Source organism: Bacillus sp. FSL R5-0585 (assembly GCF_038004545.1).
GTDB lineage: Bacteria > Bacillota > Bacilli > Bacillales > Bacillaceae_G > Bacillus_A > Bacillus_A cereus.
Window position 1 is genome coordinate 1428326 of record NZ_JBBORJ010000001.1, and the last position, 16356, is coordinate 1444681.

Sequence of the window (16356 nt, forward strand, 5' to 3'; positions counted from 1 at the left end):
AAATGATATAATATATTATTTAGTAGGCAGGATGTATAATTAGAAGCACTCTTTACCTCTTTTTTGTTCGATGAGGTAAGAAATTGCTTCTATATGATCGCCAATGATTTGTTGTGTTGCTAATGAAAGGGAACCTTCCTCAGAGAAGTGTTTTTCAGGTCGAACACGATTCAATTTATCAACGTCGACAGAATGGACATTTTGTACATGTAAGCCTGCTACAATTGTTTTTACTTGACTTAAAGTTGGTGAAAGAAGTGAATCAAACCCAATTGTATGAATGCATTTTCGACTAAAAGCATGAGGGACAGCAATTGTGGATCCCATACCTAAATCTTTTCGATTACATGCTAAGTTGATAGCATATTTACATGCGGTGACAATAGAATACGGTAGACGATACATATAGTAGTGCTCTAGTTTATTTAAAGCTAAGTCTGTGCCATTTTGAATAGATTGTACAAATGGTAATAAATCATGACTAGAAATTAAGAAATCTCCATCTATAAATAATAGTATTTCACCTTTTGCAAAAAAGGCACCAACAGCACGTCCTGTATCATTTCCAAGTGCTTCTTCGTAGCTTATAACTGTTGCACCGCAACTCTTCGCCAATTCCTCTGTTTTATCTGTTGATCCATTAACAATAACAATAATTTCAAAAGGTTTTAATTTTTGTACCTCAAAAATGACAGATTCTATCGTTTTTTCTTCATTTTGAACAGGGATGATAACTGATAATTGTTGATCTCCATAAGTATTTGAATAAAACTCTTTACCTGTAATTATTTTTGGAATGGATTTTTGTTCTCCGTTTTGAAGCCCTAAAATAATATCCCGCTTTCGATTATTATCGGTATAGTTTCCTCTTGGATCTTGCATTTTACTTATCCAATTTGCAATGGCTTCAAGATGATAATGAATGAATTGACTTGAAGGAAAAGAGGGAACTTGAGGGATAGAAATGTTTAATTGATCGCAAATCCGAAATTTATGTTCAATAATTTTCATTTGGGCCAATATTGGATTTGATAAACTATCTGGAGTAATTACCTCAAGCGCTTCTTTTGTCAGTGCGTAGGGAGGAAATAATAAGGAGTTAATATTTAAATCTGGGCGATGAAAAAAATGATTCGTAACTTGTTGCCAAATCATTGCTATATTTGGCTGTTGTTTTTGATAAAAAAAATCGTCTAAATTATTTAATACGACGTCAGCACATCCATTTAGTAATGGTTGAAGAAATTGTATAAGTAAGGAGGGGAGAACCATGTAATTTTCATCTAAAAATAAGAGATACTGCCCCTTTGCTTTTTTTGCACCAATTACATAAAGATTAGGAGATTCTATCGGTTCTTCTAGTGTAATAATTTCACAATTGTAGAAATCTGCACTCCCAATTGAATCCTGGGTATATCCGTTAATAGTAAGGATAATTTCTAAAGGCTGTAGTTGTTCACATGCTTCCAAAATTCTAGGTAATTTTTTTATTTTATGTTGTATGGGGATAATAATAGAAATTGAATGTTTACACATAAGCAGTCTCCTTTTTAATCAGAGGTAGTTGTTAATAAGATTAGATAAAATAGGAGATATATTTTCTTTTTGTTATAAGCATAACAATCATTTGTTTTTATCAGATTCACAATTTTCATTACTTGAGTTAGACTTTTTATTTATTCCAGAAGCGAGTAAATTATTGAGAACGCTAAGGTCTAATTGCATAGGGATTGAGTTTTTGGATGTAGTTTTCTCATTTTCTTTTTTTGTAGTTAATATAGTCTTTATATTTTTTATTTCTTTATATTGTTTTAAGGTAATGAAAAATCCAGAAATAATGAAGAGAAAAGAAACAGTAGTAAGTAAAAGTATTATTTCCAACATAAAAGAGCCTCCTTTAAAACTATAATAATATTATAGTTAAATGTAATAAAACAGAATTCGAGTTAATGAGTTCACTTTTTAAATATATGCAAATCTTAAGTAAAAGTTACTGATTTCTAAGTTAGAGGAAGCAATTATAGAAACGTTATAAATATAAATAAATGAAAGCTTCATTTGTAGTGTAAAGGTATATATTATATAAGCTAAACGTCATTTTATAACAAGTTAAACAGGGTGTAATTTTATATAAAAAGAGCATTTAATTGGACAAATAATTAATTATGTGAAATAATAATAACAGATAAGGAGACGTTGATTTTCCTTAAGTGCTTCGAATTAATTTTATTCAATAAGAGAAGGTGTGCTTAAAGAAGTTAAATTAAATAAGGAGCTGTTTTATTATATGCAACAAAATAATGATTTAAATTTTGAACCTCAAGACGTTAATATTGTCAATCCTAAACAAGCCAGGAAAGCAGTAATTGCTACTGGTATAGGGAACGCAATGGAGTGGTTTGACTTCGGATTATACGCGTATTTAGCGGTAATTTTAAGTCAATTATTCTTCTCAGGTGTTGATAATAGTGGATTGCAACTTGTACTTACATTCGGTACATTTGCAGCAGCCTTTCTCGTTCGACCAATCGGAGGTGTATTCTTTGGTAGAATAGGAGATAAGTACGGCCGAAAAATCGTGTTAAGTACTACTATTATTTTAATGGCACTTTCTACATTATTCATCGCATTACTACCAACCTATGAACAAATTGGTGTATGGGCACCAATACTACTTTTAGTTGCCCGAATGATTCAAGGCTTCTCTACAGGCGGCGAATATTCAGGAGCAATGGTTTATATCGCAGAATCTTCTCCAGATAAAAAGCGTGGTATACTCGGTAGTGGTCTTGAAATTGGAACACTCTCAGGTTACATTGCTGCATCGGTAATTGTTACCATTTTGACGTTATTGTTAACAGATGAGCAAATGCTCAGCTGGGGATGGCGTATTCCATTCTTAATAGCTGCACCAATTGGTTTGGTCGGTTTATACTTACGCCGTCATCTAGATGAATCTCCAATCTTTGAAGAGATGGAAAAAGCACAAGAGGAATCTGAAGACAATGAACAATTTTCATTCATGGATATTATTAAATATCACAAAAAAGACTTCTTATTAAGCACAGTAATTGTCGCCTTCTTTAATATTACAAATTATATGATTCTTTCGTATATTCCTTCTTATCTAACTCAAGTACTTAAAGTCGAAGAAACAACAGGCTTATTAATTATTTCTATTACGATGGCACTTATGATTCCACTAGCACTATATTTCGGTAAATTAAGTGATAAAATTGGTAATAAACGCGTTGTGCAAATTGGTTTACTTGGTTTAACTGTATTTGCAATTCCAGCATTTTTACTAATAGGTAACGGACATATTGCAGCTATATTTGCAGGTATTTTCGTACTAGGTTTCTTCTTAAGTGTATATGAAGGAACATTACCTTCATTATTACCATCACTCTTTTTCACTGATGTACGTTATCGAGCACTTTCGATCTCATTTAATATTTCTGTATCGATATTCGGTGGAACAACACCGCTTGTATGTTCATACTTAGTTCATGCAACTGGTAACCCGCTCGCACCGGCGTTTTATTTAGCAGGTGTAAGTATTATTGGATTAGTTGTATTTAGTGTACTATTCGTTACGACTTCAGGGCGTGCGCTAAAAGGTTCATATCCTACAGTAGAAACGAAAAAAGAAGCACACCAAATCGCTAAAGAAGACCCTGAAGAAACACTTTGGTGGCATGAAGAGTCATTAGAAATTGAAGCAGGGAAGAATGCTTCCATTTAAAAAGCAACGTAGAAGTATAAAAAGACTCCTATGAATATAGGAGTCTTTTTGTTACGTTATTTCTTTCGTTTCTTCAAACTTTTTTGATATGCATAAAGCTTATGAATCTCTTCCTTAAATTCATGTAGAAGTACAGTGTTTGCACCATTTGAATAACGCACCGTATTATAAGCATCTATAATTATATCACTTTGAATATTTACATCTTCTTCATCGTTTATTCTTTCTAGCCAAGCCTCAACAGTTTCTCCACGTTTTCTATTTAAAGGAGGGGTTAACTTACTCTCTAGCTTGAAAATTTCCTTCCGAATTTCGTTATGTGGCGGTTTATTTCGTTTAAAACGATTTTGGCTCATTCCTTCTTTATCAGTAATGATAGTAGATTCGAAGGCGGGCATATTTGGTAAACTTAAATGTTTTCGTTTTTTTACTATTTTCCAAACGACGTAAATTGCAATGACTGTACAGACTATTATTGTAGCGCTATTTATGAGTAATGGATCAAAATCAGGGGTTTTTTTCCCGTCTTCAATTTTTGGTTTTAAGAGATGTCCTTTATTTGCCCAAACATCTTCAGTATCTTTTAATTCCGCTGCTTTAATTAATGGCATTAAAGCATAGCCGACGCCTAATGCGACTACTTCCGTTATAAAACCAAAAATAAGTCGAATGAAAGGAAATACTTGAACAATTAATATACTCATTAAGCCAATCGTAATGATAGAAGCAAAACGTAGTAGTTGTTGTTTGCGATTTGCCCCGGTTAACCAAAATGTAATCATAAGATGCAAGGCTAACATTAATAGTTTCCACAACGGTGGAAAGGGTGCATAAAATATAGCTGAAACGACAAACCATACAATACCGCCTAAAGATTTTTGAACTGGATATCCAGGTCCGATCGCATGTACGATAAAGAAAAATAGTGGTAATATGATTGTGCCAAAAAGAGAAAAAGGTAAAAATAAAGAGAAAAGAACGATTTGAAGGACTAAAAGTATTACAAATCCTGTTGTTTTTTTCTGCATAAATTTATGAATAAGGAATACTCCAATATAGCCTGTTGTTAAAAATATTGCAATACTAATTAGTTCATCTCTTTCTGTTAATAATGAAAGCAGGAGGAGCAGAATGAAATCATGAATGTGATATAGCCAAGTTTTCAACTGGTTCCACCATCCCTTCACTAGTAATGAGAAACGTTGGCTGCGAGAGAAGAGGGAGTTCATTTCTTTGTAAACCAATGTGTATCATTGTAGACGATCGTTCTCTCTTTCTCTTTACATAATGAAGGAATCCTTGTTTCGGAAGTAACGTACTATCATCTGAAATACGGGCTAATTCTTCTAAAGCTTTTGCATATTGTGTTTGTCCTTCATTTAACGGTACATGTAATGCACCGCCTTCTGCTAATACACTAATAAATAATTCAAACGGTATGTGATGCTTCGTTGCATATTGGCAAATGTATGTTGCGAATGAAATTAAATCTTCAACATTATCTTTCCAACCAAATCCACGATCGGCAGCTAAAGAAAGACAAATCGTCCAACTATAATTTTTTACAGGTTCATATTGCTTCGCTTGTAATTCCTGCATTTTAGCAGATGCCTTCCAATGAATAGAGCGGAAAGACTCACGCTCATATCGCTTTACACCGATAATAGATGTTTCATCATTGTAAAAAGAAAAATTCGTTCGATAAGATCCATTCAAAAGTTGCTGAAGTTCTTGCAAACCTGCTACTTCTTTAGGAGAAGGATACACAATAATTTCAGTCCTTAATTTATCAAAAACAGGTAAATGTACAGTCAATAGATGAAATGGATCTTTTAATACACATTCAAATTGTTCAATTTGAAACACACCACGCTTCGTGGCGGTTAATGTTAACCCCCATTTTTGTGCCGAATGTGCAGGTTGTGAAAATGGGAAAGAGAATAACGTTTTTGATATTTGTTCAATGCCTTGCTCTTTATGCGGTATAAGGGACGAATTTAAATGAAAGTAACAAACACCATTAACGATTGGTATGCTGGCTCCATTTTTTAAATGAATAAAAAACTGTCCAGATTCCTCAGGAAAAATCCGTGTAGTTTGTTTCTCATTTATGATTTGAAACTTCTTCTCTATGAAAGCGACATATTTATAAATAAAAATCGCAAATAAATAATAGAAGAAAAAGAGAAACATAAGCATTCGTTGCGGGAAAAAGAATGTGAAAAGTAATGCGATTGGAACGGTTAGTTGAATAATATGGAGTTGAAAAAATAAAGGCACAGTTACAACACGCTGTCTATTCATGCTTGTTCAATCTCCACAGGTACGTCAACTTCTTTTAAAATACTTTGCATAATATCATTCTTTGTCGTACGCAGGGCACCTTCCATTGATAAGACGATACGGTGATTCCAAACAGAAGGAACTAACAATTGTATATCTTCTGGTGTGCAATATTCTCTCCCGCGTAAAAAGGCTAAAGCTTGAACAGCACGTACTAAAGCTAATGTGGCACGTGGGCTTACACCGTTAGCGATATAATCATGATTTCTTGTAGCATGAGCAAGTTTAATAATGTAATGTTCTAACGGTTCCGAAACAAATATTTCTTTTACTCGTTTTTGAGATTCTAAAATATCTTCTAATGAGATGACAGATGTGACACTTTCTAATGGTAAATCGTTCCGAAAACGTCGCATCATTTGTAGCTCATCTTCAGGAGTAGGATAACCGATTGAAATCGTCATTAAAAAGCGATCAAGCTGTGCATCTGGAAGAGGGAAAGTCCCTTGTGATTCAATTGGGTTTTGCGTCGCAATAACAAAGAACGGTTTTGGCAGAGGCGTAGATTGTTTTTCGAGTGTCACTTGTCGTTCTTCCATCGCTTCTAATAAACTCGACTGCGTTCTCGGCATTGCACGGTTAATTTCATCTGCTAGCAAAATGTTTGTCATAACTGGTCCAATTCTTAATTCGAATTCGCTTGTTTTTGGGTTGAAGTATTCAATACCTGTTACATCACTTGGAAGTACATCAGGGGTAAATTGAACGCGAGAAAAACTACCACCAATACTTTTTGAAATGGTTTTCGCCAGTAACGTTTTCCCAGTACCAGGCACGTCTTCGAGTAGTACATGTCCATCAGCAAGAAGTGAAACGAGCAGTAGATCAATAACATTTTCTTTACCAACAAACACAGATCCGATGTTTTCTTTCAATTTATTTATCATATGTACCATTCCTTTCATTATAAAAGAGCTAATATTTCTATATTTTAACAAATCATTCAGAAAATTGGTATGATTTTTTAATTCAAAGAAATGGATATTTGATTATTAAATTACTCTTGCATATTTTGGAATATAATTATACAATATCGATATACGATGTATCGTAAAGCGATATATCATAAAGCGATGTATCGGAGGTAGTTATAATGAATGCGAAGGCGCAAAAATATATTCCGTTAACTGAGGCGACATATTACATATTATTGTCACTCGTGAAGCCGTTGCATGGCTACGGAATTATGCAAATGGTAGAAGAGATGACAAATGGGGAAGTAAAGCTCGGCCCTGGTACTTTATATGGAAATACGACGAAATTACTAAAAGAGAAGTTAATTGTTGAAGTTGCCTCTACAGATAGAAAGAAGTGCTATGAGTTAACGCCGTTTGGGAGAGAAGTGTTAGAGCTCGAGTATAACAGATTGCAGAGATCTGTAAGGAATGGAAATAGTATATTAGGGGAGTGAATGAGAGATGGAGACAAAGAAGATATTCAAACCTTTCGCAGTATGGAGCTTAGAAAAAGAAGAAGCGTATTTACGTAAAATGCATCAACAAGGCTGGGCGTTACAAAAGTATAACGTAATGTATACGTTTAAGAAAACTGAGCCGAAAGATGTAGTATATAAAGCAGACTTTAGATTAGAGTATAAAGATTCGACAGAAAAACAAAAAGAATATATCCAAATATATGAAATGTGTGGCTGGAAACATGTAACGAGTTTTGCGAAGTGGAATTACTTTTGTAAAGAAGTAGAAGAGGAAAATGAGTTACCTGATATATATTCAGAGAAGGAAACGAGGATACAAAAACTTACTGAGTTGTTACAGTTTTTTGTAATTATGTTTGTAACAATAATGCCAGCGCTTTACTTATGTTTTCTTGGACCATCAGAATCTAGAATTCCTTATATATTTAAAGGCATGATAGGATTTATAGGTTGTATGTATTTGTATATATTTATTAATGTATATCGGAAAATTAAAAAGTTAAAAAATGAAATATTGTAACAAAGATTGGGTTTATTAAAGAAGATGGTTGTATATTGAATGGAAATCATCCTCTTTAATTTCTATATACCCTTGTTTTGTTGGGTATTTTTTATATAATAAAATATTGTATATTTAAGGCATAGAATTAACAGTTACAAAGATGATACCAGTAACAATACCTAAAAAAATCATAAATGAAGAAGAAATAATTAACAATAACGAACTAGCAATTAATATTAATTTATTAGATTTTTGATTTTAAAAATGGTAGTAAAGTAAAAGACCACAAATAGTAGAAACAATCCATATCATTAGACCGTAAGGAGTCGTTATTTTCTTCCAATCGAAAGTCCAAAAGTAAAAGATGACTATGTGACAAGTTAATGGTAGAAATGTTGATGGAAGCATTATCTTTTTATTTAAAATCATTTGTTTTACCTCCCTTATTTAAAAATGACCAAAAGAGTGTGAAGGTTAATATATAATAAGGAAGAAATCCATTTTTAATTAGCGTATTAAACGAAAAAATCCCTTATAGAAAAATCTATTTCTATAAGGGATAATCATGTTTTTATTAGAAAGACTGATTTTGAGCAGGTTTAATAAATTGTTCTGGGTTTTCAACAAGCCCACATACAGCGCATTGGACACGATAAGTAGGTCCTTGATAGGCCATATGAAAAGCATTCATCGTTTCATTTGTGTATTCTTCTTCTACTTGACCAGTTTGTGGATTTATTTTGACTGGTTTTACTTGTTGCTCAAGAATATTAAAGCGTGTACGGTTCGTTTTACAGCTTGGACATAGCATTGGTTCCATATGTATACACCTCCATTTGTATCATTTCTTAAAATCTTTAATTTTATGCAAGCAAAAAACTTTCTCAATATAAATAGGTGTTTAATGTATTTAAAGTTCAGAAAAAATAAAATATAATAAAAGTACGAACTGGTTATGTCCAAACCAAATCTCCTGTTTTATGCCAATAAGCTGGGGGGCCGAGAAATCGGCCTCATTTTTTTTGCTCATTACTACAAGGAACAAGGTTTTATGAGACTTTTGTCGAAATTTTAGGGATAGATACAAAGGGGGATGTAAAATGAATTTGAAAATGAAGTACATCATTTTATATGTAGAAAAGTTTGAGGAATGTTTAAAGTTCTATAAAGATATTTTACAATTACCTATAAAAGCAGAGCACGGTACATATATTGAATTTAATACTGGATCTACCATTTTAGCGATGAATACGCGGCAAGATGTGAAAGAATTAACAGGATTACCGCTTACAGCAGGTGAATTACAGTCTTCGCATTTCGAATTAGGATTCGTTGTTGAGAATGTACAAGAAACGATTGAGCAATTTAGAGAGCAAGGTATTAAAATTTTAGTGGAGCCAATTGTGAAACCGTGGGGACAAACAATTGCCTACATTGCTGATCCAGATGGAAATTATATTGAAATCTGTAGTTCATTAGAATAGAGGGAGAAAGAGAGATGGGATTTCCGAAACTAGAAACAGAACGTTTACGATTAAGAGAACTTACACTATTAGATGCAGAAACGATGTTTGAATATTTTTCGAAAGAATCAGTTATACGTTATTTCGGAATGGATTCTTTCGAAAATATTGAGCAAGCGAAAACAACGATTCAAACGTTTAAAAATCGTTATGAAGAGGGCAGTGTATTTCGCTGGGGAATCGAGAAAAAAGGGACGGGCCAATTAATCGGAACGTGCGGATTTCATTTAATTAATAATCATCATAAACGAGCTGAAATTGGTTATGAATTAGATGATACATATTGGGGACAAGGGTACGCAACGGAAGCGTTACAGGCGATTTTAGCTTACGGGTTTGAAACATTGCAACTTATAAGAATTGCTGCTGTTGTATATGTAGAAAATAAAGCTTCTCAAAAATTATTAAGTAAAGCAGGGTTTCAAGAAGAAGGATTACTTCGAAAACATATGATTCAAAATGGAGTTGCTCATGATACTATTTTATATTCTTTATTAAAAGAAGAGTGGAAGAAGTAATGAGCACAAACGAACTTATAAAGATTATGAAGAAGCATAGGGAAAATAGATTCATTTTAGGTATAGATGGTTTAAGTCGATCTGGAAAAACAACATTCGTAGCAAATTTAAAAGAAAATATGAAACAAGAAGGCATTCCGTTTCATATTTTCCATATTGATGATCACATAGTGGAGCGTAATAAACGATATCATACTGGATATGAAGAATGGTACGAGTATTATTATTTACAATGGGACATTGAATGGTTAAGGCAGAAATTTTTTCAAAAGCTACAACATGAAACAAAATTGAAATTACCTTTCTTTCATGGAGAAACAGATATATGTGAAATGGAAAAAGTACAGATTCCTATTGTAGGGGTAATTGTTATTGAAGGAGTTTTTCTGCAGCGAAAAGAATGGAGAGATTTCTTTCATTATATGGTCTATTTGGACTGTCCAAGAGAGACAAGGTTTCTACGTGAGAGTGAGGAGACACAGAAAAACCTTTCAAAATTTGAAAATAGGTATTGGAAAGCAGAGGATTATTACTTAGAAACGGAATTGCCGAGGGATAGGGCGGATTTAGTCATTGAATGATTAGAAAATAGAAGGTGAATAGAATGAATATTTTATGGGATTTTGATGGGACGTTATTTGATACGTATCCTGCATATACAATGATGCTTTCTGAAATATTAGGTGACTCAGTAGAAAAACAAGAAATATACAAAAACTTAAAAATATAATACTCTCATGCAATTCAGTATTATAATATTTCATGCGAGCAGGAAGAAAAGATTAAAGTTTTGAAGGAGAAATTCACGCCAAAAGATATGAAACCTTTTGCAGGTGTCGAAGAGGTTTTGAAATTTGCAGATAAAAATGTGATTATGACCCATAAACATAGGGCAGGGGTTATGGACATTTTAAAATATTACGGCTGGGAAGAATACTTTGTAGATATGGTTACAATTGACGATGGCTTTCCCCGAAAGCCCAACTCTTTAGCTTATAATCATTTACATAAAAAGCATAATATTGATTTAGCTATTGGAGATAGAGAATTAGATTTATTACCTGCAAAAGAATTAGGTATTTCAACATGTATGTTTCAAGGTAATTGTGATGTAGCGGATTATTCTTTATCACATTACTCGGAGTTTTTTAAGATAGTGAGTGATAGAGAGTTTTCTTTATAAAAAAAGTTATTAATAAAGACTGAATCTTTTATTTTAAAGGTACAGTCTTTATTTTTTAGAACTCTTTCATTTTATTCCGTAATAACGGGCAGCCTGATTGCTTCAACTAATAATCAGTGGAGGGTGAACAAAACCTCTACTGATTAAAGTTTCACTTTATTTTCTGTATATAATAATTACTAGAGATTAAAGGATAATCGTCCATCTTTATTAAGGAAGTGGCCAGTTTATTTTAACTAAAATATGGTTATTCATGTTAATATGAACTCATAGCTATATAGAAGGGGTGGGGTTAGTATGAAAACTGAAATAGTTCCTAAAAAGAAGTACAGTATAATAAGCTATGTATCTTTACTCATCGGCATTTTGTGTTTTCTATTCGTTTTTATAACGCCAACAAGGATAGCCAATGCAGGTAATATAGTTGGAGATTATATTACAATTGCCCTGACAGGTGTAGGTATCACACTTTCAATAATCACAATGACGAAAAGAACAGAGAAGAAGGGAATTGCTATTCTTTCATTAATACTGTCCTCATCATTTTTTATATTTTGGATCATAGCAATTATCCTATTGTTTACTGGTCAAATTAGTTTTGCCCCGTAATGTGAAATAAAAAGAGTCCTTTTCGTATGATAACGGGTATAGTTACGGGAGTGAAAATATAAAATAACATACAAATTAGGGATGTAAATCACTTATGATTTAGCATCCCTTTTTTTATTGTTATTTCAGTGTTTAAGCGCTTTTATATAGTTAAATAGCGTTCTAAATAATAAGATAAATGGAAAATTTATGTTAAAATAATTATAGAGATTGTGAAAAAATGTTCTTAAACTAGCGTTCAGATTACTTTAAGAAGGTTTTTTCAAAGGAAATGGTAAATATCATATTTTGAAGGGGTGATTGTAGTGGATTAAGTGATTTTTTTAATCTTGGTTAAATACTTTGAAGATAGGGGTTTATAACTATGAATACAAAACTAATAATAGTAGAAGGGTTACCTGGATTTGGAAAATCAACCACTGCAAAGCTAATAAATGAAATTCTAAGCCAAAATAAAATTGAAGTTGAACTATTTTTAGAGGGAAATTTGAACCACCCAGCCGACTATGATGGTGTATCTTGTTTTAATAAATTTGAGTTCAATAGATTATTATCTAACAGTGGAGATTTTAAAGAAGTGCTCCTTAAGAAAGTTCTAAAAAAAGGAAGCAATTATTTATTACCATACAGAAAGATGAAAAATGAGTTTGGTGACCAGTTTTCGGACGAATTATTTAACATTATTTTAAAAAATGATATATACGAATTACCATTCGATAAAAATGTTGAATTAATTGCTGACAAATGGAATGACTTTACTGAAATCGCTCTAGAAGACAATAAGGTTTATATCTTTGAATGTTGTTTCATACAAAATCCATTAACTATTGGGATGATTAAATATGGTGAACAAAAAGAAAAAATAATAAATTATGTAATGAAAGTTGCAAAAATCATAGAAAATTTAAACCCAATGTTATTGTATGTAGAACAAGATAATCTTGAATTTTCATTTAGGAAGGCGTTAAAAGAAAGAACTCCAGAATGGTCCACAGGAATTATCGACTATTACACTAACCAAGGCTATGGGAAAGAACATCACCATTCAGGTGTAGAAGGAGCGATAAAAGTTCTTGAAGCTAGAAGGAATTTAGAATTAGAAATATTCGATATGTTAAAAATGAAAAAAGAAACAATCAATAATACAAAATATGAAATTGATTCATATAGGTCAATGTTAAAAGATAAGTTAGCCATACAAATGGTGAAATAGCTTTTTACACTAACTGGTGCTTTAGTTGAAGAAGGAAATAAAAAACGCTCAGAATATTTTCTGAGCGTTTTAGTTTGTTATTTCTAATGGTTATTAGCATTTTTCTCTTCCTACACTGAACCCATTACTCATATGAAGGACTCTTTTTACTCGGTATCTTCAGGTTGATATTCTAAAATATCCCCCGGTTGGCATTCTAATGCTTTACATATTGCTTCTAAAGTTGAAAAACGGACTGCTTTTGCTTTTCCATTTTTCAAGATAGAAAGGTTAGCCATTGTAATTCCAACCTTCTCCGAAAGTTCTGTTACACTCATTTTTCTTTTCGCTAACATTACATCAATATTAATAATAATTGCCATATTATTCACCTCAGACCGTTAAATCATTTTCTGATTTTATATCTATAGCATCTTTTAATAGTCTTTGGAGAACGGCAGCAAAGACCGCGATTACCATTGAAGCAAAAATCATAATCATTCCGATAATAATAATGCCAGGGGCGTCATCTCTCTCTGCCACGAGATAGAAAAGTGGCATACCTAATACATATAATACACTAATTGCCAATGCGCTGTACTTAATATTTTTTAAAGCTTGAACAGATAACTCTGAGAATGCGTTATTTTTATCAATATAGTTTAAAAGCTTAAATGTTTGGTACAGTGCGAAGTAATAAGGTATTGCTGTTGCATATAAATTGATAAATACAAGATATTTAATATATGCAATATCTGGATATAATTCTGCAGCGAAAGCTCCTATTTTAGGGACTAAAAAAATGCACATAGCAAGAACGGGGATTCCGATCAGAATCACAACGGTCTTTAAAAAGAGTGTGGATCCTTGTTTCATAAAAAGCACCTCATTTATTTAATATCTTATTAATTTAACACGAAATTTATTGTTTAACAATAAATTTTTATTTCTTTTGATCGAGGATTTATTGTTAAACAAGTAATTAATGAAAAGAATGCTAAATCTTTTTTATAAGATAGATGATACATACCGATATTTAATAAAGGAAAGAAAGGGAAAGTAACTATTGTTAGCTTTATGAGAATTGGGAACTAATAAAACATATGTAGGTTGTGGAATGAAAAAGGAGATAAGGTGTATTGAAATGAGTGCAAAGTTTATGGAGGAACAATCATGTTGAATTATGGTGTGAAGATGAAAAAGTTGCTATTAGTGGCAGCTATAATAGTAAGCGTATTAAGTACGGAAAGTATGATGAATTATCATGCGGCCAAAGCTAAGGTGAAAAAAGTAGAACATCAGCCTAAAAATATAATTATGATGGTTATGGACGGAACGAGTTCAACGGCGACAACATTGGCTCGCTGGTATAAAGGGGCACCGCTTACGTTAGATCAAATTGTAACAGGAGGAGTTCGTACGTTTTCGGCGGAATCAGCTATTACAGACTCAGCGCCAGCAGCAACAGCATTAGCAACTGGAAATAAATCAAATTCAGGATATGTAGGTGTATTACCTTCTATTGTAAGTTCGCCTAGCTTAGAGCCAATAAAAGAAGAGGACAAGTTACGGCCGGTCGCAAACGTATTAGAAGGTGCAAAACGTACTGGTCGTGCAACTGGAATTGTTGCTACATCTGAAATTCAGCATGCTACTCCGGCGGGATTCTCGGCTCACCATGTCAATCGCAAGCAATTTGACGTAATTGCGAAGCAGCAAGTATATCAAAATATAGATGTCGTATTAGGCGGGGGAAAAGCGGCGCTGTTACCTATGAAAAGTAATGGAATCCGAAAAGATGGTGAAAATTTAGTAAAGGTAATTCAAAACAAAGGATACGATTTTGTTGAAACGAAAGATGCGTTATTGAACTCCAAATCTAATAAAATTTGGGGCTCTTTCTCACATCATGCTCTTGCGTTTGATCTGGATCGTATAGCAACAAACCCAGAACAACCAACACTTTCTCAAATGACAGAAAAAGCAATTCAAACATTATCAAAAGATAAAGATGGTTTCTTTTTATTCGTAGAAGGTAGTAAGCCTGATTGGGCAGCCCATGCTAATGATCCAATTGGGATGATTAGTGATGTATTGGCATTTGATGAAGCGGTAGCAAAGGCGTTACAATTTGCGAAGAAAGATGGGGATACGATGCTCATCGCTTTAACTGATCATGGTAACAGCGGCATCTCTATAGGGAATAGGAATACGACAAAAGGATACAATACTACACCGGTTTCTACATACATTGATCCATTGAAAAAGGCGAAAATGACACTTGAAGGAACTATAAATAAACTGAAATCTGATTTATCAAATGTAGAAGATGTAGCTAAACTATACGGTTTGGATAATCTAACTCATGATGAAAAAGAAAAATTAAAAGTGGCAAAAAAGAAAATGGATGTAGGACGAATTCTTACTACATTATTGGCTAATCGTGCAAATATCGGCTTTACGACAGGAGGACATACAGGTGAGGATGTATTCTTACATTCTTATGGACCTCAAAAACCAGAAGGCTTAATCCAAAATACAGACATTGCGAAGACGATGGCGAAAGCGATGGGCTTTAACTTAGAAGAAGTAACGAATAAAATATTTTTAGAGAGTGAACAAGCCTTTAAGAAAATCGGTGCAACTGTAACAGCCGACAAAACCGAAGGAGCAAACCCGTTATTCGTAGTAAAACATAATAAAGTAGAAGCACAATTATTTGGTAACAAAAATATAATTCGTATCAATGGTAAAGGGTATGAATTAAGAAGTATTATTGTAGAGAGTAATGGAAAGTGCTATGTACCAGAAGAAGCAATTCAACTATTTGTAAAGCATTCTCGTTAAAAAATTGCCAACCAGTTAAGTTAACTGGTGGCAATTTTTTGTGTTTATTCTAAATATAAGTGTTCGAATTGTTTTGTGAATTTTTCTATATGAGACTTGTATAAATGTTAAAGGGAAATTATATTTTTTTCTTACATTAAAAAATTTCGTTTTGTAGAATAAGAAGTTATACATATAGTAAAGTCTAATGAGTTATCAATTAATATTTACGAAAAATATATTAATACTTTAGAATTTCTTTAATGTTCATTATTTTTTATTTAAGGTTATCCGTTATATTTATAATATGTTTATTTCAATTTATTGTATTGAAGCTCAGTTTTATATAATTATAAAGCAATCATCAAAATAAAATCTCCACTAGAGTAAATTTATTGTTTTTTTGCGGAAATTATTATGCAGCTAAGAAAACTGTAGTTTATTGAATTAGAAATATATTAGAATTTACTTGAAGAAAGA

17 protein-coding genes and 2 pseudogenes are annotated in these 16356 nt (G+C 32.6%); 10 read left to right on the forward strand and 9 right to left on the reverse strand.

Annotated elements, in window-relative coordinates; genetic code table 11:
• Nucleotides 1–39: 39 nt before the first annotated feature.
• Together MKY38_RS07390 and MKY38_RS07395 are read right to left on the reverse strand one after the other, a co-directional pair.
• Nucleotides 40–1536, reverse strand: a complete 1497-nt coding sequence (locus MKY38_RS07390) for a glycosyltransferase (RefSeq protein ID WP_070179861.1) — start codon at nucleotides 1534–1536, stop codon at nucleotides 40–42.
• Nucleotides 1537–1623: 87 nt separating this feature from the next.
• Entirely contained in the window at nucleotides 1624–1884 is a 261-nt protein-coding gene (locus MKY38_RS07395) for a hypothetical protein (protein WP_065224558.1), read from the reverse strand.
• 403 nt (nucleotides 1885–2287) lie between these two features.
• Here MKY38_RS07395 and MKY38_RS07400 point away from each other — a divergent pair, with 403 nt between their 5' ends.
• Nucleotides 2288–3745 carry an MFS transporter gene (locus MKY38_RS07400; RefSeq protein ID WP_001186926.1) on the forward strand — a complete coding sequence of 486 codons (1458 nt, stop codon included), beginning with the start codon at nucleotides 2288–2290 and terminating at the stop codon, nucleotides 3743–3745.
• A gap of 56 nt (nucleotides 3746–3801) precedes the next feature.
• Here MKY38_RS07400 and MKY38_RS07405 read toward each other — a convergent pair whose 3' ends face one another.
• From MKY38_RS07405 to MKY38_RS07415, 3 genes are read right to left on the reverse strand one after another with little or no spacing between them, the layout of a single operon-like run.
• Nucleotides 3802–4911: a DUF4018 domain-containing protein gene (locus MKY38_RS07405; RefSeq protein WP_070179860.1), complete on the reverse strand. Its 1110-nt coding sequence runs from the start codon at nucleotides 4909–4911 to the stop codon at nucleotides 3802–3804.
• On the reverse strand, nucleotides 4883–6049 hold the full coding sequence (locus tag MKY38_RS07410) for a DUF58 domain-containing protein (RefSeq protein ID WP_065224556.1): 1167 nt from the start codon (nucleotides 6047–6049) through the stop codon (nucleotides 4883–4885). The genes MKY38_RS07405 and MKY38_RS07410 overlap by 29 nt, the downstream gene beginning before the upstream one ends.
• Nucleotides 6046–6996, reverse strand: coding sequence for an AAA family ATPase (locus tag MKY38_RS07415; RefSeq protein WP_407707416.1), 951 nt, complete (start codon nucleotides 6994–6996; stop codon nucleotides 6046–6048). The genes MKY38_RS07410 and MKY38_RS07415 overlap by 4 nt, the downstream gene beginning before the upstream one ends.
• Before the next feature lie 185 nt (nucleotides 6997–7181).
• On the opposite strand from MKY38_RS07415, the gene MKY38_RS07420 reads away from it, so the two are divergent.
• Entirely contained in the window at nucleotides 7182–7499 is a 318-nt protein-coding gene (locus MKY38_RS07420; RefSeq protein WP_000991882.1) for a PadR family transcriptional regulator, read from the forward strand.
• A gap of 7 nt (nucleotides 7500–7506) precedes the next feature.
• Nucleotides 7507–8043, forward strand: a complete 537-nt coding sequence (locus MKY38_RS07425) for a DUF2812 domain-containing protein (RefSeq protein ID WP_341048569.1) — start codon at nucleotides 7507–7509, stop codon at nucleotides 8041–8043.
• A gap of 114 nt (nucleotides 8044–8157) precedes the next feature.
• Here the strand turns inward: MKY38_RS07425 and MKY38_RS07430 are convergent.
• Nucleotides 8158–8454, reverse strand: a pseudogene (locus tag MKY38_RS07430) (hypothetical protein).
• Between the two features lie 145 nt (nucleotides 8455–8599).
• Nucleotides 8600–8845: a hypothetical protein gene (locus tag MKY38_RS07435; protein WP_000433602.1), complete on the reverse strand. Its 246-nt coding sequence runs from the start codon at nucleotides 8843–8845 to the stop codon at nucleotides 8600–8602.
• 280 nt (nucleotides 8846–9125) lie between these two features.
• Between MKY38_RS07435 and MKY38_RS07440 the strand changes: the two genes are divergently transcribed.
• From MKY38_RS07440 to MKY38_RS07465, 6 genes and pseudogenes are all read left to right on the forward strand, one after another.
• The gene (locus tag MKY38_RS07440; protein WP_065224554.1) at nucleotides 9126–9509 is read left to right on the forward strand and encodes a VOC family protein; all 384 of its coding nucleotides are present in this window, start codon (nucleotides 9126–9128) and stop codon (nucleotides 9507–9509) included.
• A gap of 14 nt (nucleotides 9510–9523) precedes the next feature.
• Nucleotides 9524–10066, forward strand: a complete 543-nt coding sequence (locus tag MKY38_RS07445; RefSeq protein WP_065224553.1) for a GNAT family N-acetyltransferase — start codon at nucleotides 9524–9526, stop codon at nucleotides 10064–10066.
• On the forward strand, nucleotides 10066–10647 hold the full coding sequence (locus MKY38_RS07450; RefSeq protein ID WP_065224552.1) for a kinase: 582 nt from the start codon (nucleotides 10066–10068) through the stop codon (nucleotides 10645–10647). The genes MKY38_RS07445 and MKY38_RS07450 overlap by 1 nt, the downstream gene beginning before the upstream one ends.
• Nucleotides 10648–10670: 23 nt before the next feature.
• Nucleotides 10671–11249, forward strand: a pseudogene (locus MKY38_RS07455) (HAD-IA family hydrolase).
• Between the two features lie 297 nt (nucleotides 11250–11546).
• Nucleotides 11547–11858, forward strand: coding sequence for a hypothetical protein (locus MKY38_RS07460; RefSeq protein WP_000845561.1), 312 nt, complete (start codon nucleotides 11547–11549; stop codon nucleotides 11856–11858).
• A 364-nt stretch (nucleotides 11859–12222) separates the two neighbouring features.
• The gene (locus MKY38_RS07465; RefSeq protein WP_001093199.1) at nucleotides 12223–13071 is read left to right on the forward strand and encodes a hypothetical protein; all 849 of its coding nucleotides are present in this window, start codon (nucleotides 12223–12225) and stop codon (nucleotides 13069–13071) included.
• A gap of 146 nt (nucleotides 13072–13217) precedes the next feature.
• Here the strand turns inward: MKY38_RS07465 and MKY38_RS07470 are convergent, their stop codons facing one another.
• Both MKY38_RS07470 and MKY38_RS07475 read right to left on the reverse strand, forming a co-directional pair.
• Complete coding sequence (locus tag MKY38_RS07470; protein WP_000974619.1) at nucleotides 13218–13433, reverse strand: helix-turn-helix domain-containing protein; 216 nt, start codon at nucleotides 13431–13433, stop codon at nucleotides 13218–13220.
• Nucleotides 13434–13443: 10 nt separating this feature from the next.
• Nucleotides 13444–13926 carry a DUF2975 domain-containing protein gene (locus MKY38_RS07475; protein ID WP_000809113.1) on the reverse strand — a complete coding sequence of 161 codons (483 nt, stop codon included), beginning with the start codon at nucleotides 13924–13926 and terminating at the stop codon, nucleotides 13444–13446.
• Between the two features lie 297 nt (nucleotides 13927–14223).
• Between MKY38_RS07475 and MKY38_RS07480 the strand changes: the two genes are divergently transcribed.
• Complete coding sequence (locus tag MKY38_RS07480; RefSeq protein ID WP_078385389.1) at nucleotides 14224–15897, forward strand: alkaline phosphatase; 1674 nt, start codon at nucleotides 14224–14226, stop codon at nucleotides 15895–15897.
• Nucleotides 15898–16356 lie beyond the last annotated feature (459 nt).